Annotated in this window: 28 protein-coding genes and 1 tRNA gene; 15 read left to right on the top strand and 14 right to left on the bottom strand. The window is 64.2% G+C overall.

What is annotated here, in order from left to right:
• Nucleotides 1-70 precede the first annotated feature (70 nt).
• Entirely contained in the window at nucleotides 71-529 is a 459-nt protein-coding gene (locus tag L6D89_RS26785) for a DMT family transporter (RefSeq protein ID WP_236201683.1), read from the bottom strand.
• Nucleotides 530-612: 83 nt separating this feature from the next.
• On the opposite strand from L6D89_RS26785, the gene L6D89_RS26780 reads away from it, so the two are divergent.
• Entirely contained in the window at nucleotides 613-1,527 is a 915-nt protein-coding gene (locus L6D89_RS26780; protein ID WP_236201682.1) for a LysR family transcriptional regulator, read from the top strand.
• 4 nt (nucleotides 1,528-1,531) lie between these two features.
• Here the strand turns inward: L6D89_RS26780 and L6D89_RS26775 are convergent, their stop codons facing one another.
• Complete coding sequence (locus L6D89_RS26775; RefSeq protein WP_236171980.1) at nucleotides 1,532-2,230, bottom strand: MerR family transcriptional regulator; 699 nt, start codon at nucleotides 2,228-2,230, stop codon at nucleotides 1,532-1,534.
• Between the two features lie 391 nt (nucleotides 2,231-2,621).
• Here L6D89_RS26775 and L6D89_RS26770 point away from each other — a divergent pair, with 391 nt between their 5' ends.
• The 4 genes from L6D89_RS26770 to L6D89_RS26755 all read left to right on the top strand — a co-directional run bounded on the left by L6D89_RS26770 (nucleotide 2,622) and on the right by L6D89_RS26755 (nucleotide 7,609).
• Nucleotides 2,622-3,506 (top strand): M24 family metallopeptidase, encoded by an 885-nt coding sequence (locus L6D89_RS26770; protein WP_236201681.1) that lies wholly within the window; start codon nucleotides 2,622-2,624, stop codon nucleotides 3,504-3,506.
• Nucleotides 3,503-5,275, top strand: a complete 1,773-nt coding sequence (locus tag L6D89_RS26765; protein ID WP_236201680.1) for an SDR family oxidoreductase — start codon at nucleotides 3,503-3,505, stop codon at nucleotides 5,273-5,275. Before L6D89_RS26770 ends, L6D89_RS26765 begins: the two co-directional genes overlap by 4 nt.
• A gap of 8 nt (nucleotides 5,276-5,283) precedes the next feature.
• Nucleotides 5,284-6,174, top strand: a complete 891-nt coding sequence (locus tag L6D89_RS26760; RefSeq protein ID WP_236201679.1) for a metal-dependent hydrolase — start codon at nucleotides 5,284-5,286, stop codon at nucleotides 6,172-6,174.
• An 88-nt stretch (nucleotides 6,175-6,262) separates the two neighbouring features.
• Entirely contained in the window at nucleotides 6,263-7,609 is a 1,347-nt protein-coding gene (locus L6D89_RS26755; RefSeq protein WP_236201678.1) for an NAD(P)/FAD-dependent oxidoreductase, read from the top strand.
• A 151-nt stretch (nucleotides 7,610-7,760) separates the two neighbouring features.
• Here the strand turns inward: L6D89_RS26755 and L6D89_RS26750 are convergent, their stop codons facing one another.
• The 4 genes from L6D89_RS26750 to L6D89_RS26735 all read right to left on the bottom strand — a co-directional run bounded on the left by L6D89_RS26750 (nucleotide 7,761) and on the right by L6D89_RS26735 (nucleotide 11,116).
• Nucleotides 7,761-9,125: a DNA recombination protein RmuC gene (locus tag L6D89_RS26750; protein ID WP_236201766.1), complete on the bottom strand. Its 1,365-nt coding sequence runs from the start codon at nucleotides 9,123-9,125 to the stop codon at nucleotides 7,761-7,763.
• 570 nt (nucleotides 9,126-9,695) lie between these two features.
• Nucleotides 9,696-9,905: a hypothetical protein gene (locus tag L6D89_RS26745; RefSeq protein ID WP_236201677.1), complete on the bottom strand. Its 210-nt coding sequence runs from the start codon at nucleotides 9,903-9,905 to the stop codon at nucleotides 9,696-9,698.
• A gap of 77 nt (nucleotides 9,906-9,982) precedes the next feature.
• Nucleotides 9,983-10,747 (bottom strand): RES family NAD+ phosphorylase, encoded by a 765-nt coding sequence (locus tag L6D89_RS26740; RefSeq protein WP_236201676.1) that lies wholly within the window; start codon nucleotides 10,745-10,747, stop codon nucleotides 9,983-9,985.
• Nucleotides 10,748-11,116 (bottom strand): MbcA/ParS/Xre antitoxin family protein, encoded by a 369-nt coding sequence (locus L6D89_RS26735; RefSeq protein WP_192430469.1) that lies wholly within the window; start codon nucleotides 11,114-11,116, stop codon nucleotides 10,748-10,750.
• Between the two features lie 262 nt (nucleotides 11,117-11,378).
• On the opposite strand from L6D89_RS26735, the gene L6D89_RS26730 reads away from it, so the two are divergent.
• From L6D89_RS26730 to L6D89_RS26715, 4 genes are all read left to right on the top strand, one after another.
• The gene (locus L6D89_RS26730; protein WP_236171563.1) at nucleotides 11,379-11,819 is read left to right on the top strand and encodes an RcnB family protein; all 441 of its coding nucleotides are present in this window, start codon (nucleotides 11,379-11,381) and stop codon (nucleotides 11,817-11,819) included.
• Nucleotides 11,820-11,935: 116 nt separating this feature from the next.
• Nucleotides 11,936-12,418, top strand: a complete 483-nt coding sequence (locus L6D89_RS26725) for a GreA/GreB family elongation factor (RefSeq protein ID WP_236201675.1) — start codon at nucleotides 11,936-11,938, stop codon at nucleotides 12,416-12,418.
• A 139-nt stretch (nucleotides 12,419-12,557) separates the two neighbouring features.
• A complete protein-coding gene (locus L6D89_RS26720; RefSeq protein ID WP_236171568.1) occupies nucleotides 12,558-12,905 on the top strand; it encodes a carboxymuconolactone decarboxylase family protein in 348 nt (115 codons plus the stop codon).
• 98 nt (nucleotides 12,906-13,003) lie between these two features.
• A complete protein-coding gene (locus L6D89_RS26715) occupies nucleotides 13,004-13,378 on the top strand; it encodes a hypothetical protein (protein WP_236201674.1) in 375 nt (124 codons plus the stop codon).
• A gap of 86 nt (nucleotides 13,379-13,464) precedes the next feature.
• Here L6D89_RS26715 and L6D89_RS26710 read toward each other — a convergent pair.
• From L6D89_RS26710 to dapA, 5 genes are all read right to left on the bottom strand, one after another.
• Nucleotides 13,465-13,554, bottom strand: a tRNA-Ser gene (locus L6D89_RS26710).
• 95 nt (nucleotides 13,555-13,649) lie between these two features.
• Entirely contained in the window at nucleotides 13,650-14,360 is a 711-nt protein-coding gene (gene purC / locus L6D89_RS26705; protein WP_045210340.1) for a phosphoribosylaminoimidazolesuccinocarboxamide synthase, read from the bottom strand.
• Between the two features lie 29 nt (nucleotides 14,361-14,389).
• Nucleotides 14,390-15,148 carry an MBL fold metallo-hydrolase gene (locus L6D89_RS26700; protein WP_081520173.1) on the bottom strand — a complete coding sequence of 253 codons (759 nt, stop codon included), beginning with the start codon at nucleotides 15,146-15,148 and terminating at the stop codon, nucleotides 14,390-14,392.
• Nucleotides 15,087-16,277, bottom strand: a complete 1,191-nt coding sequence (bamC, locus tag L6D89_RS26695; RefSeq protein WP_236171572.1) for an outer membrane protein assembly factor BamC — start codon at nucleotides 16,275-16,277, stop codon at nucleotides 15,087-15,089. Before bamC ends, L6D89_RS26700 begins: the two co-directional genes overlap by 62 nt.
• 13 nt (nucleotides 16,278-16,290) lie before the next feature.
• On the bottom strand, nucleotides 16,291-17,169 hold the full coding sequence (gene dapA, locus L6D89_RS26690) for a 4-hydroxy-tetrahydrodipicolinate synthase (protein ID WP_236171574.1): 879 nt from the start codon (nucleotides 17,167-17,169) through the stop codon (nucleotides 16,291-16,293).
• 176 nt (nucleotides 17,170-17,345) lie between these two features.
• Here dapA and L6D89_RS26685 point away from each other — a divergent pair, with 176 nt between their 5' ends.
• Nucleotides 17,346-17,903, top strand: a complete 558-nt coding sequence (locus tag L6D89_RS26685; protein ID WP_236171576.1) for a glycine cleavage system transcriptional repressor — start codon at nucleotides 17,346-17,348, stop codon at nucleotides 17,901-17,903.
• A gap of 24 nt (nucleotides 17,904-17,927) precedes the next feature.
• Entirely contained in the window at nucleotides 17,928-18,398 is a 471-nt protein-coding gene (locus L6D89_RS26680) for a peroxiredoxin (RefSeq protein WP_236171578.1), read from the top strand.
• Nucleotides 18,399-18,469: 71 nt separating this feature from the next.
• Here L6D89_RS26680 and L6D89_RS26675 read toward each other — a convergent pair whose 3' ends face one another.
• The gene (locus L6D89_RS26675; RefSeq protein ID WP_236201673.1) at nucleotides 18,470-19,549 is read right to left on the bottom strand and encodes an AI-2E family transporter; all 1,080 of its coding nucleotides are present in this window, start codon (nucleotides 19,547-19,549) and stop codon (nucleotides 18,470-18,472) included.
• A 56-nt stretch (nucleotides 19,550-19,605) separates the two neighbouring features.
• The gene (locus tag L6D89_RS26670) at nucleotides 19,606-19,857 is read right to left on the bottom strand and encodes a sulfurtransferase TusA family protein (RefSeq protein WP_236201672.1); all 252 of its coding nucleotides are present in this window, start codon (nucleotides 19,855-19,857) and stop codon (nucleotides 19,606-19,608) included.
• 226 nt (nucleotides 19,858-20,083) lie between these two features.
• Between L6D89_RS26670 and L6D89_RS26665 the strand changes: the two genes are divergently transcribed.
• On the top strand, nucleotides 20,084-21,520 hold the full coding sequence (locus L6D89_RS26665; protein WP_236171583.1) for a M48 family metalloprotease: 1,437 nt from the start codon (nucleotides 20,084-20,086) through the stop codon (nucleotides 21,518-21,520).
• Between the two features lie 154 nt (nucleotides 21,521-21,674).
• Here the strand turns inward: L6D89_RS26665 and nadA are convergent, their stop codons facing one another.
• A complete protein-coding gene (gene nadA, locus L6D89_RS26660; RefSeq protein ID WP_236201671.1) occupies nucleotides 21,675-22,733 on the bottom strand; it encodes a quinolinate synthase NadA in 1,059 nt (352 codons plus the stop codon).
• Nucleotides 22,734-23,038: 305 nt separating this feature from the next.
• On the opposite strand from nadA, the gene L6D89_RS26655 reads away from it, so the two are divergent.
• From L6D89_RS26655 to L6D89_RS26645, 3 genes are read left to right on the top strand one after another with little or no spacing between them, the layout of a single operon-like run.
• Nucleotides 23,039-23,899 (top strand): ParA family protein, encoded by an 861-nt coding sequence (locus L6D89_RS26655; protein ID WP_043274003.1) that lies wholly within the window; start codon nucleotides 23,039-23,041, stop codon nucleotides 23,897-23,899.
• A gap of 1 nt (nucleotide 23,900) precedes the next feature.
• Nucleotides 23,901-24,692, top strand: a complete 792-nt coding sequence (locus L6D89_RS26650) for a hypothetical protein (protein WP_236201670.1) — start codon at nucleotides 23,901-23,903, stop codon at nucleotides 24,690-24,692.
• A complete protein-coding gene (locus tag L6D89_RS26645) occupies nucleotides 24,689-25,408 on the top strand; it encodes a hypothetical protein (protein ID WP_043274001.1) in 720 nt (239 codons plus the stop codon). Before L6D89_RS26650 ends, L6D89_RS26645 begins: the two co-directional genes overlap by 4 nt.
• Nucleotides 25,409-25,412: the final 4 nt, after the last annotated feature.

Raw genomic sequence — 25,412 nt, 5'->3', positions numbered from 1 at the left:
CCAAAGTCGGCATTGACTGTAGGAGCGAGCTTGCTCGCGAACCCGCCCAACGCCGGCAGCCAGCGATACTTCACGCCACCCTCCCCCGCCACTGCAACAACATCACCCCGGCAATGATCAGCCCGATGGCCAGATAGCCTTCCGGCGACAAGCGCCGCACCGCAAACCCTGCCCAACCGTACTGGTCGCACAACGCCGACATCAGCATCTGCCCTGCTACCACACAGGCGAGGAAGGTTGCCGCGCCCAGCTGCGGCGCCAGCATCACCGCCACCGTCAGATACGCCGCACCGAACAGCCCACCCAGCCAGCCCCACCAGGGCGTGGCGGCAATTCCTGCGGCGGCCGGGAGCGGCACGCGAAACGCGAGTAGCGCAATGATCACCGCCGCCAGGCTGACACCCAGCGAGGTCAGGCTGGCACTCAGCGGATGACCCAGTTGGCGCCCCAGCAGCGAGTTGCTGCCCGCCTGCAGGGCAACCAGCGCGCCCACAGCGATGGCGGGCAAGAGCAGAAGCAGTTTCGACATCGAAGATTCTCCATGGCTTGTCGATGGGGCCCAGCTTCTGCTATCCATCCAGCGCATGGAAATGAATGATTGGTACAACCTGAATGCACTCGATTCATGACTTGCGCCGCATCGATCTCAACCTGCTGGTGATCCTCGATGCCCTGCTGGAAGAGCGCCACGTCTCCCGGGCCGCCGAGCGGCTGGCGATGACCCAGCCGGCGGTAAGCCACGCGCTGAATCGCCTGCGCGACCTGCTGGATGACCCGCTGCTGGTGCGCACCGGCAACCAGATGCAGCTGACCCGCCGCGCCTTCGAGCTGGCCGGCCCGCTGCGGGAAATCCTCGGTGGCGTACGTCGGCTGGTGCTGGGCGATGATTTCGACCCGGCCAGCGCCGAGCTGGAGCTGCGCCTGGGCATGTCCGACTACGGCGCCTGGGTGGTGTTGCCGACGCTGCTGCCGGTCCTGCGCCGCGAAGCGCCGGGCATTCACCTGGACGTCCGCCAGGCTTCGCGCGGGGGCATGGCCGAGCAGGTGGCGAGTGGCGAGCTGGATGGCGCCCTCGGGGTATTCCCGATGCTGCCGGAAGGGCTGCGCGTGCAACGCCTGTTCGAGGAACGCTTTGTCTGCCTGTGCTCCCGCGAAACCCTGGGCGGCCGCAAGCGCCTGGACCTGGACGACTACCTCGCCACCCCGCACCTGCGGGTCGCCCTGCAGCAGAGCCCGGCGGAAGAGATCGACAGCCATCTGGAAAAACTCGGCCGGCGCCGTCAGGTGGCGGCCACGGTGCCGCACTTCAGCGTGGCGCCGAGTCTGCTGGCGGGCACCGACCTGGTCCTGACCATCGCCGCGCGAATGCTCCCCGAAAACCTTGCAGCCCACGGTCTGGCCAGCTTCGAACCGCCACTGCAACTGGCCCGTTTCGATTTCGTGCAGATCTGGTCGGAGAGCAGCGAGGACGACCCGGCGCGGCGCTGGCTACGCGGCAAGCTGGCCCACGCAGGCGGCAGAAGCTGAGGCTCTAGTCCGGCGTTTCCATGCGCCGGAGGATTTCCCCGACGCGCTCGCCGAGCATCTCGTTGGCTGAACGTTTCAGGCCGCGCGCCAGCTCCACCAGCACCACCTGCTCCGCCACCGGGCGCAAGCGCTGGAAGACTTCGGCAAGACGCTCCAGATCGGCCGCGCCGGGCAGCAGGTCGGCGCCAGGCTTGTCCACCAGGTGGGTGACCACCAGCCGCACGATACCGGCGGCCAGGTGCTCGGTATCCGTGCGCAACACGGCCAGGTGGTCGAGCAGCGCAGCGAGCGGAATGCCGGCACGGTACAGCTCGACGCCGGCGTTGAACAAACGCGGGCTGGGGATGCTGATGCGCTCGCCATCGAAGGCCAGCAGGCCCTGTGCCAGCGCCTGGTCGATCACCGCGTCATTCAACTCGTCACCGAACAGCGCCTGCAGGTCGCTGAACTCGATGCTGCCGGGCGACTCCAGGTTCCACGGGCCGACGATGGCTTCGTCGAGGCCGAGCACGTGGTCCAGGTCATGGCCGCGCTCCCAGCTCTGCAGCAACTCCTTGATGTTGGCGATGTTGTAGCCGCGCTCCAGCAGGCGGTTGATCAACCGCAGGCGACGCAGGTGGCCGGCAAAATACACCCCGGCGCGCCCCCGGCGCTCCGGCGGTGGCAGCAGGCCGCGGTCCTGGTAGGCGCGCAGGTTGCGCACCGTGGTGCCGCCTTCGCGGGCCAGTTCATCCACCGAGTACTCGCGCTCGTCCTCCATCACGGAGGGTGCGTCGTCCGGGCGTTGCAGCAGGCGCTGCAGGAGATTCAGGGGTGTGCTCATGGGGCGGATGATAGCCAGCCAGGCATGCACCGAACAATCCAGGGCATTCGCTGCAAAGTGATCCACCACACAGCCGCGCGCCCCAACCAAAGACGGGAAGTGCGCCCACCCGATTCCGCCCTGCCGGCCGCAACCCGCGCCGTCAGGGGCTCTTCGCTCCGGTAACACTCCAGGCACGGCGCGCACGCATGGCGCAACGGCAACCGATGGGTCAGCATCGATCGTGACATCACCCGATGTAACGATAACAACAACCAGCCTGGAGAAAGTCATGTCCCAAGGCGCCTGGGTGCCCACCCCCGAAGACCTGCGGCACTTCCGCGAGATTCAGCAACTGGCCTACCGCTGCTGCGAAACCATTGCCGGCGACCTGCGCCCGGGCATCAGCGAGCGCGAAACCGCCGCGCTGATGAAGACCTGGCTGCTCGATCATGGCGTGCGCGACTGGTTCCACCAGCCCTTCGCCTGGTTCGGCAGCCGCACTTCGTTCAAGGGCTTCGACGGCCTGCGCCATCTGGGCGGTTTCAACCTGGCCTTCTACCCCGGCAAGCAGCGGCTGGAGGAAGGCATGCCGTTCATCCTCGACTGCGCGCCGACCCTGGGCGCCTACACCGCCGATGTCGGCTACTCCGGCGCGCTGGGCCACAACCTGCTGGTGGAACGGCTGATGGATGACCTGCTGGCACACCGCAACCTGATCGTCGAACAGGTGCGCCAACGCCTGCCGCTGGCCGAGGTCAGCCAGTCGGTGGACCGCCTCTGCCACCGCCAGGGCACCCTGCCGCGACACAAGGCCTATCCCTTCGAAGTGCTGGCGCACCGCGTGGAAAAACTCGGCGCGCGCAACACCGGCCCGTCGCTCGCGCGCTTTGGCGTGCGCAACATCGCCACCCTGATGAAAAACGCCCTGATCACCGGCCGCCGCGAGGGCTGGTCGCCGCTGTGGTCGAGCAATGACCGTTCGCAGCACGCCCCGACCCCGGGCCTCTGGGCTGTCGAACCGCACCTGGGCCTGCGCGGCGTGGGCGCCAAGTTCGAGGAGCTGCTGGTGGTCACCGCGGACGACGCCTACTGGCTGGACGACGATCTGCCCCACGTGCGCCGCTGGACCGAGCGCGGCCTGATCAGCGCCCCGGCGCGGCGGGAGGTGGCATGAACGCCATGCTGGAGAAGACCCTGCCGGCGCCGGAGCGGCTGGACGTGCAGTCCGGTAACGTACGCCTGGCCGTGTGGCGCTGGGGCGAGGCGCACCTGCCGATGGTGCTGTTCGTCCACGGCTACCCGGACAACCATGAAACCTGGCTGCCGCTGATCCGCCACCTCTCGGGGCGCTTCCAGCTGGTGGCCTACGACGTGCGCGGCGCCGGTGAATCGGACAAGCCGCGCAAGACCCGCGACTATCGCCTTGAGCTGCTCAGCCAGGACCTCAAGGCCGTGCTCGACGCCGTCAGCCCGCAGCGCGCGGTGCATCTGGTGGCCCATGACTGGGGCTCGATCCAGACCTGGGAAAGCGTCACTGATCCGCAACTGCGTGCCCGCATCGCTTCCTACACCAGCGTCTCCGGCCCCTGCCTGGACCACATCGGTTTCTGGATGCGCGACCGTCTGCGCCGCAAGACCCCACGCGCCCTGCTGCAGATGGCCAGCCAGCTGCTGCACTCCTGGTACATCTACTACTTCCACCTGCCGCTGCTGCCGTCGCTGTCGTGGCGCTTCGGCGCGGCGAAGGCCTGGCCGCAATATCTGCGCAAGGTCGAAGGCATTCGCAACCCGGTGCGCAACCCGCACCAGGCCAGTGATGGCGAGCACGGCGTGAAGCTCTATCGGGCCAACTTCATCACCTCGATCTTCAAGCCGCGCAAGCGCCACACCGAGGTGCCGGTGCAACTCATCGTGCCGACCCTTGACCGCTACGTCGGCCAGCAACTCTTCCAGCAGCTCTCGTTATGGGCCCCGCGCCTGTGGCGCCGCGATGTCACTGCGGGACACTGGCAACTACTCGCCGAACCGACCCGGCTGGGCAAATGGATCGACGAATTCGTCAGCCACATCGAGGGCGGCGAAGCCACCCCGGAGCTGCAGCGCGCGGCACTGAAACCCGGCGCCGGCCCCTTTGCCGGCAAGCTGGTGGTGGTCACCGGCGCGGGCGGCGGCATCGGTCGCTCGACCCTGCTGAGCTTTGCCGAGCGCGGCGCCAGCGTACTGGCGGCGGACATCGACCCAGCCGCTGCCGAACGTAGCGCGGAACTGGCCCGGGCGGTCGGCGCGACGGCTCACAGCTACTGCGTGGACGTGGGCGACAGCGCCGCCATGGAGCGCTTCGCGCAGTGGGTGAAGAGCAGCCTCGGCGTGCCCGACGTGGTGGTCAGCAACGCCGGCATCGGCATGGCCGGGCCGATGCTCAAGACCACCCCGCAGGAATGGGAACGCCTGCTGCGCATCAACCTGTGGAGCGTGATCGACGGTTGCCGGTTGTTCGGCCAGCAGATGGTCGAGGCCGGCAAGCCGGGGCATCTGGTCAACGTCGCCTCCGGCGTGGCTTTCGCGCCGTCGCGCAACTACCCGGCCTACGCCACCAGCAAGGCCGCGGTGCTGATGCTCAGCGAATGCCTGCGTGCCGAACTGGCGGGCCATGGCATCGGCGTCAGCGCGGCCTGCCCGGGCTTCGTCGATACCGGCATCGTCCAGGCCACGCGCTTCGCCGGCCTGGATGAGGAGCAACAAGCGAAACACCGCGCCAAGGTGCAGCGTTTGTACCGTCGGCGCCGGCTCAGCCCGGACACCGTCGGCGAACGCATCACCCGCGCAGTGGAACGCAACCAGCCAGTGGTGAAGGTCGGCAGCGAAGTGCACCTGGGCGCCCTGCAATGGCGCTTCATGCCCTGGCTGTCGCGCCTGTTCGCCCGTCTCAATCTCACTGCCTGAGAACTGCCATGAACGACCATCATCACAAACTCGTGCAACGCAAGGTGCAGTTCGACTACAGCGACTCGCCGCTGCACTGGATTCCCGGCGAGCCCGAGGCGTCCCACGCGATCAACGTCATCCACATGATGCTGCCGGCGGGCGAACTGTGGTTCTGCCGGCTGTACAACAAGGCGCTGCCCTTCGTGAAGGAAGGCCGGCTGCGCGAGGACGTGCAGGGCTTCATCCGCCAGGAGGCCATGCACGCCCGCGCCCACTCGGGTGCTCTGGAGCGCTACCTGAGCCACCACGGCATCGACTCCACGCGCTACATCAGGGTCATGGACTACCTGTTCGAACAACTGCTCAGCGACACGCCGCTGGGCATCGAACTGTTCAACCGCACGCCCTGGCTCAAGCGCTGGTGGATCGGCCAGCGCTGCGCCATCGTCGCCGCGGTGGAGCACTTCACCTGCATCCTCGGCAAATGGATTCTCGAAGCCGACGCGCTGGACCGCGCCAAGGCCGACCCGGTGCTGCTCGATCTGTTCCGCTGGCACGGCGCCGAGGAAGTGGAGCACCGCAATGTCGCCCACGACCTGCACGTGCACCTGGGCGGCACCTTCGTCAGCCGGCAGTTGTGGATGTTCGTGGTCTGGCCGCTGATCATCTACCTGTTCGCCTTCGGCACCCGCACCCTGTCGCGGCAGGACCCGAGCATCGCCAGGCCGCGCTCCTTCGCCGCGATCTGGCGCGATGGTTCGAAGTCCGGCGTACTGCCGAAGATCAGCTCACTGGCGACCAGCTTCCTGCGCTATTTCAAGCCCTGGTACCACCCCGACCATGAGGCCAATACCCAGGAAGCGCTGGACTACCTGGCCCGTTCGCCGGCCGCCAGCCGGGCCGCGCGCGCGTCATAGGGCCTGTCGGCGCGCCCGCGCAGTGGATGCGCGGCGCAGGTCAATCGCATACTGCGGCATCCGTTATTCGATTCAGGGATGCCGCCGTATGCCGATGGGAACCTATCCGCTTCACCCCGCCCTTTCCTCCCGCGTGGAGCGCCTGCCCGAGCAGGTGGACGTGGTCATCGCCGGCAGCGGCATCATGGGCTGCGCCAGCGCCTGGCAGCTCGCCGGCCAGGGCCTGAGCGTACTGGTGCTGGACAAGGCCGGCATCGCCAGCCAGCAATCCACCCGCGCCTGGGGCTTCGTCCGCCAGCAGGCGCGCGACCCGGCGGAAGTGCCGTTGATGATGGCGGCGATTCCGCTGTGGGAGCGCCTGGAAGAGGAGCTGCAACTGCCGCTGGAGTGGCGCCAGGGCGGCTGCCTGTATCTGGCCGAAACACCGGAGCAACAGCGCAAGTACGAAGACTGGCTGAAGGTCGCCGCCAACTTCGGCCTCGGCACCCGACTGCTGAGCCGCGCGGAAGTCGCGCAGTTGATGCCAACGTTGAGCGATCCCGCACTGGGCGCCCTGTACACCGCCAATGACGGCCAGGCCGAACCGCGGCGCGTGGCGCCCGGCTACGCGCTGCGTGCCATTGAGCGTGGTGCCGTGTTCGTCGAAGGCTGCGGCGTCACCGGCATCGACCGTGCCGCCGGCGCCGTCTGCGGCGTACAGACCGAGCGCGGCTATGTGAAAACCCGACACCTGCTGATCTGCGCGGGCGCCAGCAGTTGGCGCCTGGTGCAGAGCCTCGGCCTGGAGCTGCCGCAACAGGCTGTGCGCTGCACCGTTTCACGCACCAGCCCCGGCCCGGACGTGGGCGCCCAGAGCTTCATCGGCCACGGCATCGGCTTCCGCCAGCGTGCCGACGGCAGCATCAACCTGGCTGACGAAACCCAGGCCGACATCGACCTCAACTTCGACTATCTGCGCGGCGCGAGACACTACCTGCCGCACCTGCCGGAGCACCGCGCGGGCTTCTCCTTCAAGCTCAACGGCGCGTTGTTCCACGACTTGCGCCAGCGCCTGCCCGGCTCGGAAAGGCGCGTCAACGGCCCGGTGCTGGGCGAGCGCGATCCGCAGGTAAAGGCGAACACCGCGCGTGTCTTCACGGCACAGCAGAACCTGGCGAAAGCCTTCCCGGCACTACGCGATGTGAAAGTCGTGGAAAGCTGGGCGGGACTGATCGACGTGCTGCCCGACGGAATTCCGGTGCTCGATGCACCCGCGCAAGTGCCCGGACTGCTGATCGCCACGGGCTTCTGCGGCCACGGCTTCGCCATGGGGCCGATCGTCGGCCAACTGATGAGCCAGTGGATACACAAGGGCGACCCCGGAATGGATCTGCACGCCTTCAGACTGCAGCGCTTCGCCGATGGCACGGCGGGCAGGCCTTACTCGCTGTTCTGACGGAGCGCATACGCCCCATCGCGGAAACAACGCCGGGCTCTTCATAGGAGCGAGCTTGCTCGCGAACAGGACCCGTCGGCCACATGGATGTGTACGAGAGATAGGTGTTCGCGAGCAAGCTCGCTCCTACAGGTCCGTTTGCAAGCCGGACCTACTCGCCCTCTTCCACCAGTGGCGCATCGTCGCTCAACGCCCGCTCCAGCCACTCCGTCGGCAGATTCTTGCTCGCCCGCGCGCCCAGCAGCTTTACCTGCTCGGCGCGGCTGATCAGGTTGCCGCGTCCTTCGCAGAGCTTGTTGCGCGCGGCGGCGTAGGTCTTGTCCAGTTGCTGCAGGCGAGAGCCCATCTCGTCCAGGTCCTGCACGAAGAGCACGAACTTGTCGTACAGCGCGCCCGCGCGCTCGGCGATCTCGCGGGCGTTCTGGTTCTGCCGCTCCTGCCGCCACAGGCTGTCGATCACCCGCAACGTTGCCAGCAGCGTGGTCGGGCTGACGATCACGATGTTGCGCTCGAAGGCCTCCTGGAACAGGTTCGGCTCGGCCTGCAGCGCCGCAGAAAAAGCGGCTTCGATAGGCATGAACAGCAGCACGAAGTCGAGGCTGTGCAGCCCCTCCAGGCGCCGGTAATCCTTGCCGGAAAGCCCCTTCACATGGTTGCGCAGTGACAGCACGTGGGCCTTGAGTGCCTGCTGGCGGATCACCTCGTCATCGGCGGCAATGAACTGCTGGTAAGCCGTCAGGCTGACCTTGGCGTCCACCACCACCTGCTTGTCGCCGGGCAGGCGGATCAGCACGTCAGGCTGGAAGCGCTCGCCATCCGGCGCTCGCAAGCTGACCTGGGTTTCATACTCGCGACCCTTCTCCAGGCCGGCATGCTCGAGCACGCGCTCGAGCACCAGCTCGCCCCAGTTGCCCTGGGTCTTCTGGCCTTTCAGGGCGCGGGTCAGGTTGGTGGCTTCCTCGCCCAGGCGCAGGTTCAACTGCTGCAGGCGCTCCAGTTCCCTGGTCAGAGAGAAACGCTCACGGGCCTCGGCCTGATAGCTCTCTTCCACGCGCTTCTCGAAGGACTGGATGCGTTCCTTGAGCGGGTCGAGCAACTGCCCCAGGCGCTGCTGGCTCGACTCGGCAAAACGCTGCTCGCGTTCATCGAAGATCTTCCCGGCCAGCTCGGCGAACTGTGCGCGCAGATCGTCCCGCGCCGATTGCAGGTCACCCAGTCGTTGCTGGTGATTGTCCTGCTGCTCGCGCAGCTCGGCGGACAGCGCGGCATGCTCGGCGGAAAGACGGCGCAGCTCGGTTTCCTTGTCGGCGCGCTCGGCCTGCCAGTCCTGTTCGGCGTTGCCCAGGCGTGCACGCTCTTGCTGGCCCAGCTCGACTTCACGGCGCAGCGCCGCCGCTTCGGCAGACACTTCAGCATGCCGGCCGCTGAGGCGCTGGAAGGCCTCGCGATCCGCCTCGGCCCGCGCGGACAGCCCGTCCTGCGCCAGTTGCGCAGTCGCCAGGCGCTCGCGCAGCAGGGTTGCCTCCTGTTCCACCTCGACCCTGCGCGCCTGCAGGCGCCAGGCGAGCGCCGCCATGGGCAACAGTCCGGCGAGCGCACCTAACAACAGGGCGGACAGATCGAGGGGCATGCAGGGCTCCGAGGTGTGGCAATGGATCGCGCCAGTCTAACAGTCACCTGCCGGAAGCGGTTCCGTCTGCTGCAAGGGCCCTGGGACAAGGCTCCTGAGCAAGCGCTCGGGACAATCCACAGAAGCTGTGGATAACTCAGTGGAGAACTTGCTGAAAACAGTCCATACCCCCAGTGAACTGGGGCCGTATGACAGATTGGTGATTTTTTCACCAATCAAAATTCTCTTTATTTTTCAACAAGTTAAAAAACGCAAGGAAATTCGGAGGGTGGCCAAGTGCAATGTTTCGGGGACTTGACAGAGTGCGTCAGCATTGTGCACAAGTGCGCGCCACGCAGCAGCCGACCGCCCCGTTTCAGGGCAGTGGATAAGAAGTGTTCTCAGGAAGGCAATGCATTCAACCAGGCGAGGCGCGTGCTGCCAGCGCCGTCACCCGACAGCAATGCCCGGAAAGTTTCATGCGATCTGAACCTGGCGGCGCGGCACACGCTGCGGCCGGATGATCCGAGGGGGTTCGGGAAGCTGAATCGCCAACTGCTCTGCCGCACACACCCGCGTATAAATACGCTCCGCCACGCGGCGGCTGCTGCAGTCGTAGAAGAACTGATTAAGGTACACGCGCCAGCGACGATCGTCGCTGGGATGGATCGCTATCCGTATATCCATGGTCTGGCGCTCCCTGCTTGGCCATTCCCGAACATACACCGCTCACCGTGACGCGTTAGTGTCCAAACGATGAACGGTCAGGCCGGATGCGGCAACCTGCCGTCCACCAGGTAGTGCTCGCGACGGTAGACACGCGGGCTATCAGGCACCTGACCATGCTTGAAGGCGACATACTCGGCAGTCGTCTCGCACAGCCACGGCATCAAATTGCGCGGGCGCTTCTCGGTGAAAGCAGACGGAGCAAACAACGCCACGTTGACACCACCCTGCGGACAGCGGGCCGAGCGGTACTCGAATGCCTCCACCCCCGCCTCGCGCATCGCACTACCCAAGCCCTGGGTGACGCTGTAATCCTGCGGATCGAGAAGTGCATCGTGTTCACGGAACGGCGGCAGATGCAGGCGTACACCTTTCTGTACCTGGAACCGCGCCTCGAACGACGCGTGCTCGGAAAGAATCCGTCCGCTGGGAGGCGGCGTGGCCATCCCCTCCCACAGCACGAAGCGATAGAAAGCCGACTCCGCCATGGCCGTTTCCAGCTTGAGCGCGCCATAGAACAGGCTCGGCTCATGGCGCCGGCCGAAGCGCGACCCCCAGCGCAGCGGCGGATAACGGAACGGTGTCTTCAATAGATAGTGCAGCGGCTCGGCGGGCGGAGGCATGTGCGGCTTGCTGGTTTCCAGCAACTCCTCGAGCAGCGCCTGCTCTTCCAGGGTGTCCACCAGTTGCAGCGTCGCCACCTGGCCCTGGCTCTCCACCAAGCGCACCAGGCGCCCACGAATGGGCGCGACGACCGAGTCCTCATGTTTCGCCCAAAGGCGGGCACCAGCTTGGAAAGACATTCAGACCTTGCCCCGGATAGCGTCCAGGTACTCGACCACTGCCACCAGCCCCTGCACCTGCTCCATCAACTGCAGCGGCACGCCACCCAGGTGACGATTCTCGGTACGCAGGAAGTGCCGCATGTCTTCATGGTTGCCACCGAACAGCGCAAACAGCGCGCGGTAGATACGCACCAGCAGCAGCGCCAGCTCGCCGGTCTTGCTGTCCACGCGCAAGCCGTTCTGCTTCCAGCGACTCACCGCGCTGCGGTCCACGCCGACGATCGCGGCCAGCTCCTGCTGGGTCATTGCCAGATGCTCGCGGGCAGTCAACACCGCCTTGGCAAGGACGGCATCGGCGGCCGGGTTTTCCTTCAACAGAGCGCTCATGGCGGAACTCCATCAAGTGCATTTGCGACAAACATACCACTAAATGCTGTTCTCACACAAAGACTGGAGCCCTCTCTCCGCCCCTTCAGCCCGGCCCCCACCTGTATCCGGCAACTGACAAAGCGATAAAACTCTTTACCAGACATTTACCTGGCCTTGGCAATCGCTGACGCAGAGCTGCGGTCTCATGAAGTACCCGGATCGCCCGGGAACTGTAAGTGGAAAAAATGCACCGCTCCGCCGGTTGCGCCAGGAGAACACCATGAACAAGTCCGTCGCCCTGATCTGTGCCGCCCTGATGCTCGGCAGCCCACTGGCCAGCTTCGCCCAGCCCGGCCCCGGTCCGGACAACGGCCCGAACCGGCAGGACAACCGCGGGCCGCAACAACAGCACTACCAACAGCCGCAACGCCCGCCCCAGGGTGGCCACAAGCAGCAGAACCACCCCGGACAGTACGAGGCCCACGCCTACCGCAACCCGAGCTACCGCCCGCAGGCCGGGATGCCGGTGCCCCATCGCGACTGGCGCCGCGGCGTCGTCGTGGAGCCGGTCTATCGCGGCGACCGTTACTGGGTCACCGACTGGCATGCCCGCCACCTGTACGCACCGCCGCGCGACCATCGCTGGCTGTACGTCAACGGCGACTACATCCTGGTCGCCATCGCCAGCGGCGTGATCGTCAACATTCTCAGCGGCTACTGATCGCAGCGTCGGCACTGGCGTGGGCCACACCAGGCCAGTGCCGCTTCGCGCGGGAAAGAGTCGCAGGCATCAGGCAAAGGCCCTAGGATAGGCGCCTTTATTGCCAGCCCGCTGCCATGGACAAGAACCGCGTCTACCAACTGATCCTCGCCCGACTCGCCGAAGACTTGAGCGTCGCCGTGCGCGCCGCCCAGACAGCACACGAGACCGCGACGCACGAGGAAAACATCGCCGAGAACAAGTACGACACCCTTGGCCTGGAGGCTGCCTACCTCGCCGCCGGCCAGTCGCGCCGCGTGGAGGAAATTCGCCAGGCGCTGTCGCTGTTCGAGAACCTGCAACTGCGCGACTTCGACGAGGAACAGGGCATTCAGACCAGTGCCCTGGTGCAACTGGTCAGCGAGCAGCGCCAGCCGCGCTGGATCTTCCTCGGCCCGGACGGCGCCGGCCTCAAGGTGCAGTGCGAAGGCTGCGAGATCCTCGTCATCACCACGCGCGCTCCGCTGGGCGGCGCCCTGCTCCACCGCCAGCCCGGCGACGAAGTCGAAGTCGGCTCCGGTAGCGCTCGCCAGCGCTACGAAATCCTCGACGCCTATTGATTGGACGAGCCACGGCCGGCCAACGCCAGTCGAGCGCATCAATGAAAAATCTGAGCGGAACAGACAATACCCGGCGCGCCGGCTGACGCAGACTAAGCTTCAAGGCCACCAACCCAACCGGCCTGCAAGGAGAAGCATCATGCTGTTCAACTGGTCTGAATACGTCCCCGCCGTGAAAAAAGCCTTCGGCGCCCTGGGCAAGAAACACCCGAAGATGATCGCCGCCTACCAGGCCCTGGAAGCCGCCGCGGCCGACGGTGATGCCCTGGATGCCAAGACCCGCGAGCTGATCGCCATTGCCGTGGCCATCACCACCCGTTGCGACGGCTGCATCGGCGTCCACGCCGAAGCTGCCCGCAAGGCGGGTGCCAGCGAAGCCGAAATCGCGCAGACCCTGGCCACCGCCATCTCCCTCAACGCCGGTGCCGCCTACATTTACTCCCTGCGCGCCCTCGAAGCCTACGAGTCCGCCGCAACAGCGAAATGAGCCCTCGCCCGCGGCACTCCGGCGCCGCGGGCCTGCCTCTTCCCCTCACGAGGTCCGATGGGTTATCTGTGGGGCCTGTCCAGCCAAAGCGCCCGTCCATGCCACCGCCCATCGCCACTGTCAGCTTCTGGAAACTCACCCTAGCCATTGCCACCGGCATCTGGCTTGGCTGCCTGGCCGTGGCAGCCACTACCTGGCTGGCCTGGCCGGACCTGCCGTCTGCCGTCGCCACCCGCCTCAATCCACCCGCCATGACGACACCGACCACTGCACCGCCGCCTCGCAGCAATGAAGAAATGTTCCAGCACTACCTGCAACGCCAGCAGGCCGTGCAGGAGCAACAGAATCGCCAGATCGAGAAATCGGAACAGGACAAACGCTTCAACAGCGCCCAGTGCCAATTCTGGTTACAGCAGTACCAGGCAAACCCGACGCAGGCGAACAGGGAGAAGATGGATGGGTATTGCGGGTGATTGAAGCGATAGGCGGGAAACAGCGGACGCAGAAAAGACAAAACCCCTGAAACGCTAAGCATTTCAGGGGTTCTGGCCATATGTAATGGCGGAGAGATAGGGATTTGAACCCTAGGAACCATTGCTGGTTCAACGGATTTCGAATCCGTCCCGTTCGACCACTCCGGCATCTCTCCGTGCGGCGCGCATGATACCAGCTTGAAGTCCGAACGCGAAGCTTTGTTTTCGGATTTTTTTGCGTGGTATCAGGCGCTTGCGTGATTTCGCCGGTTTACAGCGGCACGCCCAGGCGGTGGGCCACTTCTTCGTAGGCTTCGATCACGTCGCCCAGCCCCTGGCGGAAGCGGTCCTTGTCCATCTTCTTGCGGGTTTCCTTGTCCCACAGACGGCAGCCATCCGGGCTGAACTCGTCGCCCAGGACGATCTTGCCGTGGAACAGACCGAATTCCAGCTTGAAGTCCACCAGAAGCAGGCCGGCGTCGTCGAACAGCTTGTTCAGCACTTCGTTGACCTTGAAGGAGTAGGCCTTCATTTCGGCCAGTTGCTCCAGGGTCGCCCAGCCGAAGGCCTGGACGTGGGATTCGTTGATGAACGGATCGCCCAGAGCGTCGTTCTTCAGGAACAGTTCGAAGGTCGGCGGGGTGAGCTGCAGGCCCTCCTCCACGCCCAGGCGGCGCACCAGGCTGCCGGCGGCGTAGTTACGCACCACGCACTCGACCGGGATCATGGCGAGCTTCTTGACCAGAACTTCGTTGTCCGACAGCAGGGCGTCGAACTGGGTCGGGATACCGGCTGCTTCGAGCTTCTGCATGATGAAGGCGTTGAACTTGTTGTTCACCATGCCTTTGCGATCAAGCTGTTCGATGCGCTTGCCGTCGAACGCCGAGGTGTCGTTGCGGAACAGCAGGACGAGGCGGTCGGCGTCATCGGTGGTGTAAACCGACTTGGCCTTGCCGCGATAGAGTTCTTCGCGTTTTTCCATGATGGGCTCCGCTTGCTTAGGGGGTGGGCTCAGGCGATGGTGCGCCAGTCGAGCCCCGAATGCTGATCGGCTACCTGCAGCCAGTCCGGGTCGCACCCGAGGGTGTCGACGAAGCTTTGCCGGGCCAGCTGCGGCGAGTTGTTCTTTTCGCTGAGATGCGCCAGCACCAGGTGCTGCAAGCTTTCCCAGCCCAGCTGGGCCACCAGTTCGGCGGCCTGCCGGTTGTTCAAATGTCCCCACTGGCCGCCTACACGGACCTTCAGTGGGTAGGGATACGGACCGCGGGCCAGCATGTCGGTATCGTGATTCGCCTCGATGATCAACGCATCGAGGCCACGATAGCATTCCAGCACCTGCGCCGTGGCGGCTCCCAGATCGGTGAGCTGGCCAAAGCGCTTCCGGCCATCGGAAAACACGTACTGCAGGGGCTCCCGCGCATCGTGGGAGACGCTCACTGCAGTGACTTCCAGGTCTTTCAGTACCAGGCGGTCGCCGCATTTGAGCAGCCCCGCTGGTGTCACCGGCTTGCGCATTCCCTGCAGGGTGCCGGCGCTGAGGTACACGGGTATTCGATGGTGCCGGGCCAGCAGTTCGACGCCGTTGATGTGATCGGAGTGCTCATGCGTGACCAGCACCGCGTCGAGCTGCCCGGGCTCTACGCCCAGGCGCGCCAGACGGCGGATGGTTTCACGCAGCGGGAAGCCGCAATCGATCAGTATCCGGGTGTCAGAACTGCTCACCAAGGCCGAATTGCCCCGGCTTCCGCTCCCCAGGACCGCGAAGTGCATTCCGCATACTCTCCTGGAGTTTTTCCAACACGCCCTGCGCCACATCAGCCGGTGCGGAGGTGTTGATGTCTTTGTCGACGGTGATCTGGACGGTATTGCTCACGCTGGTCAGGCGAACCTGGTAGCGCTGGGCCTTGGCGTCCTCTTCTTCCTTGGTCTTCTCGCCACCGCCGAACAGACGGCTGAAGAAGCCGGGCTTGTCTTCGTCCTTCTTCTTCGCGCCTTCGGCGATGTTGACGTAGTACACGCCCAGGCTGCGATTGAGGTCGTCTACGCGGATGTCGGCACGATCCAGTGCACGGCCGACGCTGACCCAGGCGCGGTCGAAGTCGGAATCCACGGTCAGCACCGGGTTGCCGCTGCCGTCCTTGTTCAGTTGCACGGCACCGGGGGTATCGTAGTCCGAGTGCGCAGCGAGCAGGGAGACGGAGCCGCCCTTCTCGGCACTGGTGGCCATGCTGGCGATCATTTCGTCGAGCAGCGCGGCGTCCAGGCTCGGCACGACCGGCTTGGTCGGCCAGTCAGCGCTGGCGGTGCTGCCGGCCGGGCGGGTTTCGCTCAGCACGTAGACTTCACTGGTATTGGTTTGCACGCCCGGCTCGATGCGTACGCGAACGCGCGCTTCGCTGTCAGGCTCGACACCCGACACACGGCTGCTCAGGCGGCGCGCCAGGGGCGCGGAGAGCTGCGACAGCGGCTGCCAGTTGGTGCTGAACTCGCCAGTCTGCGGACGCTCGTTGGCGATCGAGAAACCGTTGTCCTGGAAGAACTGGTGGGCGACCGGCCAGACTTCGGCCGGCGGGCGCTGGGCGACCAGCCAGCGCGAATCGCCGCTCTTCTGCAGGCTGAAGTCGCTGACTTCGCCAGCGCCGGACAGCGGTTGCGGACGCGGCACTTCGAACTCGCCTTCCTTCTCGGTGCTGGTGGCAACATTCATCGGGATCGGCAGCAGCGGGTCGAGCTGTTTGCTCTGCATGCCCTCGGGCACCTTCATCGGTGCGGTTTCGCGGGCGTTGAGGTAATCGTCGCCACGGTCACGGAAGTAGCCTTCCGGGCCCCACAGCCAGCCGCAGCCGGAGGTGTTGCCGATAACCAGGGCGAGCGCAGTCAGTCCTGCCAGTCGCTTCATGCGAGGGAGCTCCTTAAGCCAGGACGCCGGTCTGGCGCATGGCCTGACGCAGCGGTTCGTGGCAGCGCGGGCTGAGCCAGGTCAGAGGCAGGCGGATGCCCTCTGGAATCAGCCCCATTTCGTGCAGGGCAAACTTGACCGGGATGGGGTTGGATTCGATGAACAGCGACTTGTGCAGCGGCATCAGGCGATCGTTGATGGCGCGGGCAGCGGCGGCATCGCCGCGCATGGCGGCGGCACACAGATCGCTCATGGCGCGCGGGGCGACGTTGGCGGTCACCGAGATGTTGCCCTTGCCGCCCATCAGCATCAGCTCGACAGCCGTGGCGTCGTCACCGGAGTAGACGAGGAATTCCTTGCCGACGCGGTCCAGTACTTCCCTGGCGCGCTGCAGGTCGCCAGTGGCTTCCTTGATACCGATGATGTTCGGCACCTTGGACAGGCGCTCGACGGTTTCGGGCAGCATGTCGCAGGCAGTGCGGCCCGGCACGTTGTAGAGGATCTGCGGGATGGCCACGGCTTCGGCGATATGGCGGAAGTGCTGGTACAGGCCTTCCTGGGTCGGCTTGTTGTAGTACGGCGTCACCAGCAGGCAGGCATCGGCGCCGCCGGACTTGGCAGCCTCGGTCAGCTCGACGGCTTCGCGCGTGGAGTTGGCGCCGGTACCGGCGATGACCGGGATGCGGCCGTTGACCTGGTCGACTACGCGACGGATCACTTCCAGGTGTTCGTTCACGTCCAGAGTGGCCGACTCACCCGTGGTGCCGACCGCTACGATGGCGTTGGTGCCTTCCTGCAGGTGGAAGTCCACCAGCTTAGCGAGGCTGTCCCAATCCAGTCGACCCTGAGCATCGAAGGGGGTGACCAGCGCCACCATACTGCCCGCAATCATGCAACCGCTCCTGCCGGAAAAAGAAAGCCGTAATGGTACTGTCGCCACCGGCCCCGCACAAGGTGAGCGCAGCGACGTGCGAGCGGTCAGTCATTCCCCTCATCGGCGCTTTTCGCTACCCTTTCTCCTTTGTCGATGCGGCCCGCCTGGCCGCCACTCCCTCCCAGGAAAGCTGAATGTCCGCCTCCCACCCCCGTGAACAATTTCTTCTGATCAGTGCTCTGGGTCCGAACCCGATGGAGTTGACCAGCGTGCTGTGCCGCACCTGCATCGACAACCGTTGCTCGGTGGTCAGCAGTCGCCTGACCCGTCACGGCGAGTTCAGCGCTCTGGTCCTGCAGGTCTCCGGCAGCTGGGATGCCCTGGCCCGCCTGGAAGGCGGCCTGTCGCCCCTGGCCAAGCGCCATGGCTTCACCCTCAGCGTCACCCGCAGCAACGTCCACGTCACTCGCGCCCAGGCCCTGCCCTACGTCGCCTATGTCAGCGCTGTCTATCGTCCGGACATCCTCAACGAGCTGTGCCAGTTCTTCATCGATCACAACATCGAGCTGGAAAACCTCACCTGTGACACCTACCAGGCGCCGCACACCAACACCAGCATGCTCAATGCCACCCTTACCGTGACCCTGCCGGCCGGCACGCAGATCAGCTGGCTGCGCGATCAGTTCCTCGACTTCGCCGACGCACTGAACCTGGACGCGCTGATCGAACCCTGGCGCCCGCAACATCCGTAAGGCAGATTTCAAGGAGAAAACCGCATGGCAGTCGAACTGAACAAGCCCGTCGCCGATTTCCAGGCCCCGGCCACCAGCGGCGTCGAATTCCGCTTGTCCGAACTCAAGGGCAAGCAGGTCGTCCTGTATTTCTATCCCAAGGACAGCACGCCTGGCTGCACCACCGAGGGCCAGGGTTTCCGCGACAGGATCGAAGACTTCGCCAAGGCCAACACCCTGGTGTTCGGCGTCTCCCGCGACGGCATCAAGTCCCACGAGAACTTCAAGGCCAAGCAGTGCTTCCCCTTCGAGCTGATCAGCGACAAGGACGAAGCCGTCTGCCAGCTGTTTGACGTGATCAAGCTGAAGAAGCTCTACGGCAAGGAGTACATGGGCGTGGACCGCAGTACCTTCCTGATCGACGCCAAGGGCGTGCTGCGCCAGGAATGGCGTGGCGTGAAAGTGCCCGGCCACGTGGATGCCGTACTCGCCGCCGCCCAGGCGCTGAACAAGTGAGCTGCTGAACCAGAGCTGCGTTCGTTACGCTGCACAGATGAAAAAGGCCGCTGATCAGCGGCCTTTTTCTTTTACATCATCGGGCTGACCTGCGGCTCCACCCCCGGCTGGCGTGGCCAGGCATCCAGGACAGCCTTCACCAGGGTCGCCAGCGGAATGGCGAAGAACACCCCCCAGAAGCCCCACAGTCCGCCAAACAGCAGCACCGCGCAGATGATTGCCACCGGGTGCAGATTCACTGCCTCGGAGAACAGCAGTGGCACCAGCACGTTGCCATCCAGCGCCTGAATGATTGCATGGGCCGCCATCAGGTAGATGAACTGATCACTCCAGCCCCACTGGAACAGCGCAATCATCGCCACCGGTACAGTGACCACCACAGCACCGATATACGGCACGACCACCGACAGGCCGACCAGCAGCGCGAGCAACGCCGCGTAGTTCAACCCCAGCACGGCAAAGGCGATGTAGGTCGCCACGCCGGTGATGAAGATCTCGATGACCTTGCCACGGATGTAGTTGGCGATCTGCTGGTTCATCTCGTTCCACACCTGCTTCATCAACCCGCGCTCGCGCGGCAGATAACGACGGAACCAGTGGTAGAAGCGGCGGCGATCCTTGAGGAAGAAAAACACCAGGATCGGCACCAGCACCAGGTAGATCATGATGTTCACCACTACCGGCAGACCCGACAGGGAGAACGTCAGGGCCCACTGGCCAAGCTGGCCCAGTTCGTTGCGTGCCGCCTCGACGGTGCGCAGCACCTGCTCTTCGGTGACCATGTCCGGATAGCGCTCAGGCAGCATCAGCAGCGTCGCCTGCCACTCGCCAAGCATGCCGGGCAGCTCGTTGAACAGCGTGAACAGCTGCTTCCACAGCAGCGGCACCAACACCAGCAGGAACACCGCGAGCAAACCGAGGAACAGCGAATACACCAGCCACACCGCGAACAGGTGCGGCACCCGCAGGCGCTCCAGCACGCCCACCATGCCCTGGATCAGGAAAGCAATGACCACCGCCGCCAGCACCGGCGCGAGCATCCCGCCAAAGGCCAGGATGACGGTGAACCCCAGCGCGAGAATGACCGCCAGCACTATCGCCTCCTCATCGGAGAAATAGCGCTGCATCCAGTCCTGCAAAACCTTGAGCATGTAAGGGCCTACGAAACGACAAAGGGTAACGTCCCGGTTACCCGGAAACTTCAGAGCTACTTCTTGCGCAGCCAGTAGCGATAGACGCCGCCTTCGACCTCTTCATGCAGCAATGAGTGCCCGGCAAGATCGGCGAAAACACGGAAGTCGCGCTGGGAGCCTGCGTCGGTGGCGATCACCTTGAGCACCGCCCCGCTGGGCAACTTGTTCAGCTCGAGCTTGGCCTTGAGCAGCGGCAACGGACAATTGAGACCGCTGGCGTCCAGCTCCGCGTCACAGGCGGGGACGGACGGCGTGGAATCGGGCATCGAAACGAACTCCGGTCAGGGCGCCCAAGAATACCGAAAGCCTTGGAAAAGTAACCAGGCCCAGGCAGGACAGTGTTCATTGATCAAGCCGTCAGCATCAGGGCCTAAAAGGAAGACGAAGCGAAAATACCCATTTCGAATTGCGCCGTACTTCCGCCCTGCAAACTAGGCATAGGCGTTAGCGTGCGGCTAAAGTAGAGCCTTTCTCGGAACGAGCCTCGTGTACATGAAAGTACTCCGCCCTGCCCTGCTGTCGCTCGCTGTCGCCCTCGCCACGCCGGCCCTGGCGGACGACTTGCCGTCTCTGGGCGATGCCAGCTCGTCCATCGTCTCCCCGGAGCAGGAATTCCAGCTCGGCCGTGCCTGGCTGAGCATGCTGCGCAACCAGGTCGACACGCTCAACGACCCGCAACTCAAGGATTACGTCGAGTCCAGCGTCTACCGCCTGGCGGAGTCCAGCGAACTGCAGGACCATCGCCTGGCGTTCATCCTGATCCGCGACAAGCAGATCAACGCCTTCGCCGCCCCTGGTGGCGTGGTCGGCGTCAACGGAGGCCTGTTCATCTATGCCCAGACCGAAGGCGAATACATCGCAGTACTGGCGCACGAACTCGGCCACCTGAGCCAACGCCACTTCGCCCGTGGCATCGAGGCGCAACAGCGCATGCAGGTACCGGTGATGGCCGCCATGCTGGCCGGCATCATTGCCGCCGCAGCGGGGGCCGGTGACGCCGGTATCGCCGCCATCGCCGGCACCCAGGCCGCGGCGATCCAGAACCAGCTGCGCTTCTCCCGGCAGAACGAGCAGGAGGCTGACCGTGTCGGCGTCGCTACCATGGTTCGCGCCGGATACGACCCGCGCTCCATGCCCAACATGTTCGAGCGCCTCGCCCGGCAGTACCGCTACGAGGGCAAGCCGCCAGAATTCCTGCTGACTCACCCGGTGACCGAATCGCGTATCGCCGACACCCGCAACCGTGCCGAGCAATATCCCAAGGGCGGCAAGGAGGACTCGCTGCGCTACGAACTAATGCGCGCCCGCGTCCAGCAGATGTTCGAGGACACCCCGGGCATGGCCAGCAAACAGTTCCGCGCACAGCTCGATGAGGACCCGAAGAACGACGCCGCGCGCTATGGTCTGGCGCTGTCGCAGACCAAGATCGGCCAGCTCAACGACGCTCGCAGCAACCTCCAGCAATTGCTGGCCAAGGCCCCCAACGACATCAGCTACAACCTGGCCATGTCCGATCTGGACATCACCGCCAACAAGTTGCCCGACGCCCAGGCGCGGGTACAGAAGATGCTCGGCCAGTATCCGGAAAGCTACCCGCTGATCCAGGCCCAGGCCGACCTGATGATGAAGACCAATCGCGCCGCCGACGCCGAGAAGACGCTGTTCAAACTGTCCCAGCGCCGTCCGCTGGACCCGGACGTGTGGAACCGCCTGGCCGACGCCTGCACCCTGAGCGGCAACGCCATCGGCGTGTACCAGGCGCGGGCCGAGTATTACGCGCTCACCGGCGACTACAAACAGGCGATCGAGCAGCTGGACTTCGCCAAACGTCGCGCCGGCGGCAACTTCACCCTGGCCGCGCGCCTGGATGCACGCCAGCAGGAGTTCCGCGACCAGGAACGCATCCTGAAAGAGATGATGGGGCGCTGAGTAATCACGCAGCCCTTTCCTGCAGGAGCGAGCTTGCTCGCGAACAGCTTGATGCCACTGATTCCCGTGGTGGGTTCGCGAGTAAGCTCGCTCCTACAAAAGCCTTGAAGAAAAAGCCCGGCATTGGCCGGGCTTTTTCATGGTGCCGAGTGCGTCAGGCATTGCCCGCCAGCTTCAGCTTCGCCGCCTGGGTAAAGTCGAGCATGCGCTTGAGCGGCTTGATCGCCTTGGGAATCAGCGCCGGATCGACGAAGATTTCGCCCGAGCCTTCCTTCAGGCACGCCAGGGTACGCTCCAAGGTGTTCATGGCCATCCACGGGCAGTGCGCACAGCTGCGGCAAGCCGCGCCATTACCGGCGGTGGGCGCCTCGATGAACTCCTTGTCCGGGCACAGCTGCTGCATCTTGTAGAAGATGCCGCGATCGGTGGCGACGATAAAGCGCTTGTTCGGCAGCGTCTGCGCTGCCTTGATCAACTGGCTGGTGGAGCCCACGGCGTCGGCCAGCTCCACCACCGCTTCCGGCGACTCCGGGTGAACCAGGATCGCGGCGTCCGGATAGACCGCCTTGAGATCTTCCAGCTGCTTGGCCTTGAACTCCTCGTGAACGATGCAGGCACCGTCCCAGAGCAACATGTCCGCGCCGGTCTCGCGCTGGATATAACGGCCCAGATGCTGGTCCGGTGCCCAGAGGATGGGCTCACCGTTGTCCATCAGGTGCTCGACGATTTCCACGGCGCAGCTGGAAGTCACCACCCAGTCTGCCCGCGCCTTCACCGCCGCCGACGTGTTCGCGTAGACGACCACGGTGCGCTCTGGATGCTGATCACAGAAGGCAGAGAACTCATCCACCGGGCAACCCAGGTCCAGCGAGCAGGTCGCCTCCAGGGTCGGCATCAGCACGCGTTTTTCCGGATTGAGGATCTTCGCGGTCTCGCCCATGAAACGAACACCGGCAACCACTACGGTCTGCGCCGGATGCTGGTTGCCGAAGCGAGCCATTTCCAACGAATCGGAAACACAGCCGCCAGTCTCTTCGGCAAGCGCCTGAATCACCGGATCGCAGTAGTAATGCGCGACCAGTACTGCATTCTGCGCCTTCAACTCAGCGGCGATGGCCGCCCGGTAGCCGGCCTCTTCCTGCGCGCTCAGCACCCGCGGCTGTTTCGCCGCCAGATGGGCCTGGACCAGCAGGCGTTCGGAAATCTGGGACATCGTGTGAAAACCTCAACAGGCACGGTCTGATTATGCCGGCGATTTTATCACCACCGCCGGAGGACGCGATGCGCCGAAGAGGGCAGTACGCAGACTTTTTCCGGCACATGGCAAAAGCCCCGTGATCTTTCGATCACGGGGCTTTCACAGGATTTGATGGTGGGTCGTGTAGGATTCGAACCTACGACCAATTGGTTAAAAGACAATTGGACTAGGAGCGTCTAGGAAGGGGTTCTCCGGCCCCGTGAATGCCCAGAGCTCTAGGCACGCAGCCTCTAATGCAACCCACATTAGAGGCATTTGTAATGAAAAAAGCAGGTATTATTTCCACCAAAGGCGGTACCGGCAAAACCACCAGTTCGACCAACCTGGGCGCTTTTGTCGCAGATGCTGGACTGCGTACCCTCCTGATCGATCTCGATCCGGTCCAACCTTCCGGATCTTCCTACTACCCTCTCGCCCATGAAGCTCCTGGCGGTCTTTACGACCTCCTAGCCTTCAATAACACCGATCCGGAACGGATTGTTTCTCGCACCAACATCCCCAATCTGGATGTGATTGTCTCCAACGACATCAACAACCAGCTGAACAACCTCCTACTCCAGGCTCCCGACGGACGGTTGCGACTCGCCAATCTGATGCCAGCTTTCGCTGACCAGTACGACCTAGTGCTCTTTGACACCCAGGGCGCACGCTCGGCCATGCTGGAAATGGTCGTGCTTGCCTCCGACGTCGCCCTCTCCCCCCTGCCACCGAACATGCTGGCGGCCCGAGAATTCAATCGCGGCACCATGCACATGATGGCGGGGCTTCATACCTACAGCCGCCTGGGGCTGAACATCCCCCACATAAACATCATCATCAACGGGCTCGACCAAACGGCAGACGCCCGCCAGATCCACGAGACTGTCCGCGAAGTATTCGATGGCAACCCAGACGTCTCCGTGCTGGATACCATCGTCCCCCAGGCGGTCGTCTTCAGAAAGGCCGCCTCCCAGGGCGTTCCTGCCCACCGACTGGAATACAGCCAGCCCTCCAATCGCCAGGCGCCGTCAGCACTGAGCATCATCCGCAGCCTCGCCATCGAGGTTTTCCCCGAGTGGCGCGACCGCTTCGAGGCGATGACCGAGGAGAAGGTCGCCCAGATCGTCAAGGGAGGCCGCTGAAATGGCCAAGAAACCTGTCGATATCACCCATGCCAGCGGGATCACCCCTGAAGTGGTGCTGAAGCTAGGCGAGCTGTACAGCGCCAAGGACCTTCGCAGCGTCCAGACAAAGCTGACCTCTGTTTCTGGTGAGCTTCGCAAGATCGGCCAACGCTGGACTACGAGATCCGGCCTATTGGGGCGACTCGGGGAGCACCTGACAGCAGACCAACGGCAGCTCCTGCTCGATGCCGCGCATCTGATCGACTCGGTCGGCAACAACGTCGTGCATGCCAAAGAAAAGCGCCAACGTACCGAGAAGGAAGCGCAACGGCGCCGAGAGGCTCGCGATAAGCGCGCCAAGCAACTGGTTGCTGCTCAATATCCCCTTCCAGCAGCTCCGAATGCCAATGAGGACCTGCTGGAAATCGTGAAAACCGCGCTGATTTACAACCGGGCGCGCGTTCTCCATACCTTCTACTCCCCCATTCAGTTCTGCCAAAAACACGGGTCAGACCTGGGCACTTCTGGGGTGCACTTCGGCACCAAGCGCGAACGAAATTACTCCGACCTTTTCTTCCAGATCACCTATCTACGGTCCGAACTGATCACCGCAATTCAGGAGGAGCTCAGCTACGACGACGGTTCCGAAGTCGAAGAGCGCCTGGCTGCGATGAAACAGCGGGTGGCTGACCAGGTCAGCCAAGCTGCTTTGACCAACCAGGAGAAGGAAGTAATCGAGCTTTGGCGCAAAGCGCTGAACAGCTTCACTCCGCCGCCTTCCTCGACGGGTTCGCAGGAGGGGCAGGCATGAACGGTGATGCCAAGAAGCCAGTCACGCTGGCAATGCTGCAGGGACGCCTAGCGACTATCCAGCGCCAAGATGCGACTGCAGCCGATCTCCCCCTGAACGTCTCCATCAACGGAGTCGGCTTTTCACTTCACAGCAGCAACTTCCAGGTCTCCGAGAAGGGGTGCCTGGAGCTTTCTCTTTCCACCAAAGAAGTGCACTCGCCGGCGCTGGCTGGCAGCCAGAGCGCCCTGGGCGCGGTCCTCAAGACCATGGACCATGCTCGCGCCGAGCACTCCCTCCAGTTCGGCCCACTGCTCAGCTGCCCGTGCTGCGGATGCTTGGCGGAGCAAACTGACAGTGAATGTGGCCACCGCGTGGAATGCACCTGGTGCGGTCTGGCTACCGAGGTAGAGGTCGACGCTGCAGAAGCTCGTCGCACCTGGAACACCCGGGTGGAGCGCAGCAACGTTCCCTCTCAGGCAGACCGCCCTGCAGCTCAGTGCGAAGCGGACCTGATCGCGTGTGAGGGCCGTCAGGGACAGGCTTATTCGAGGGGCTTGGAACATATCGGAAGCCTGATAACCAAATTCCGCTACGCAATGCAGGAGTTTGCGGAGAAGGGCGGGAGCGAAAACCGCAGTAACGCAATTCACGCCGAGCAGGAGTTGCGTGAAGGCGTAATTGAGAGCTTCCGCGCGCTGACCAACGCCGCAGTGCTGGCTTCGGGAGGTGTGTGATGGC

Source organism: Pseudomonas pseudonitroreducens (assembly GCF_021603645.1).
GTDB classification, from domain to species: Bacteria; Pseudomonadota; Gammaproteobacteria; order Pseudomonadales; family Pseudomonadaceae; genus Pseudomonas; species Pseudomonas pseudonitroreducens.
This window is presented reverse-complemented; position numbering and strand designations above follow the sequence as displayed.

Bases quoted from the DNA above. Each gene is read 5' to 3' on its own strand.
- L6D89_RS26785 (WP_236201683.1), bottom strand. From the start codon at position 529: ATGTCGAAACTGCTTCTGCTCTTGCCCGCCATCGCTGTGGGCGCGCTG.
- L6D89_RS26780 (WP_236201682.1), top strand. From the start codon at position 613: ATGCACTCGATTCATGACTTGCGCCGCATCGATCTCAACCTGCTGGTG.
- L6D89_RS26770 (WP_236201681.1), top strand. From the start codon at position 2,622: ATGTCCCAAGGCGCCTGGGTGCCCACCCCCGAAGACCTGCGGCACTTC.
- L6D89_RS26765 (WP_236201680.1), top strand. From the start codon at position 3,503: ATGAACGCCATGCTGGAGAAGACCCTGCCGGCGCCGGAGCGGCTGGAC.
- L6D89_RS26760 (WP_236201679.1), top strand. From the start codon at position 5,284: ATGAACGACCATCATCACAAACTCGTGCAACGCAAGGTGCAGTTCGAC.
- L6D89_RS26755 (WP_236201678.1), top strand. From the start codon at position 6,263: ATGCCGATGGGAACCTATCCGCTTCACCCCGCCCTTTCCTCCCGCGTG.
- L6D89_RS26745 (WP_236201677.1), bottom strand. From the start codon at position 9,905: ATGGATATACGGATAGCGATCCATCCCAGCGACGATCGTCGCTGGCGC.
- L6D89_RS26740 (WP_236201676.1), bottom strand. From the start codon at position 10,747: ATGTCTTTCCAAGCTGGTGCCCGCCTTTGGGCGAAACATGAGGACTCG.
- L6D89_RS26735 (WP_192430469.1), bottom strand. From the start codon at position 11,116: ATGAGCGCTCTGTTGAAGGAAAACCCGGCCGCCGATGCCGTCCTTGCC.
- L6D89_RS26730 (WP_236171563.1), top strand. From the start codon at position 11,379: ATGAACAAGTCCGTCGCCCTGATCTGTGCCGCCCTGATGCTCGGCAGC.
- L6D89_RS26725 (WP_236201675.1), top strand. From the start codon at position 11,936: ATGGACAAGAACCGCGTCTACCAACTGATCCTCGCCCGACTCGCCGAA.
- L6D89_RS26720 (WP_236171568.1), top strand. From the start codon at position 12,558: ATGCTGTTCAACTGGTCTGAATACGTCCCCGCCGTGAAAAAAGCCTTC.
- L6D89_RS26715 (WP_236201674.1), top strand. From the start codon at position 13,004: ATGCCACCGCCCATCGCCACTGTCAGCTTCTGGAAACTCACCCTAGCC.
- purC (WP_045210340.1), bottom strand. From the start codon at position 14,360: ATGGAAAAACGCGAAGAACTCTATCGCGGCAAGGCCAAGTCGGTTTAC.
- L6D89_RS26700 (WP_081520173.1), bottom strand. From the start codon at position 15,148: ATGCACTTCGCGGTCCTGGGGAGCGGAAGCCGGGGCAATTCGGCCTTG.
- bamC (WP_236171572.1), bottom strand. From the start codon at position 16,277: ATGAAGCGACTGGCAGGACTGACTGCGCTCGCCCTGGTTATCGGCAAC.
- dapA (WP_236171574.1), bottom strand. From the start codon at position 17,169: ATGATTGCGGGCAGTATGGTGGCGCTGGTCACCCCCTTCGATGCTCAG.
- L6D89_RS26685 (WP_236171576.1), top strand. From the start codon at position 17,346: ATGTCCGCCTCCCACCCCCGTGAACAATTTCTTCTGATCAGTGCTCTG.
- L6D89_RS26680 (WP_236171578.1), top strand. From the start codon at position 17,928: ATGGCAGTCGAACTGAACAAGCCCGTCGCCGATTTCCAGGCCCCGGCC.
- L6D89_RS26675 (WP_236201673.1), bottom strand. From the start codon at position 19,549: ATGCTCAAGGTTTTGCAGGACTGGATGCAGCGCTATTTCTCCGATGAG.
- L6D89_RS26670 (WP_236201672.1), bottom strand. From the start codon at position 19,857: ATGCCCGATTCCACGCCGTCCGTCCCCGCCTGTGACGCGGAGCTGGAC.
- L6D89_RS26665 (WP_236171583.1), top strand. From the start codon at position 20,084: ATGAAAGTACTCCGCCCTGCCCTGCTGTCGCTCGCTGTCGCCCTCGCC.
- nadA (WP_236201671.1), bottom strand. From the start codon at position 22,733: ATGTCCCAGATTTCCGAACGCCTGCTGGTCCAGGCCCATCTGGCGGCG.
- L6D89_RS26655 (WP_043274003.1), top strand. From the start codon at position 23,039: ATGAAAAAAGCAGGTATTATTTCCACCAAAGGCGGTACCGGCAAAACC.
- L6D89_RS26650 (WP_236201670.1), top strand. From the start codon at position 23,901: ATGGCCAAGAAACCTGTCGATATCACCCATGCCAGCGGGATCACCCCT.
- L6D89_RS26645 (WP_043274001.1), top strand. From the start codon at position 24,689: ATGAACGGTGATGCCAAGAAGCCAGTCACGCTGGCAATGCTGCAGGGA.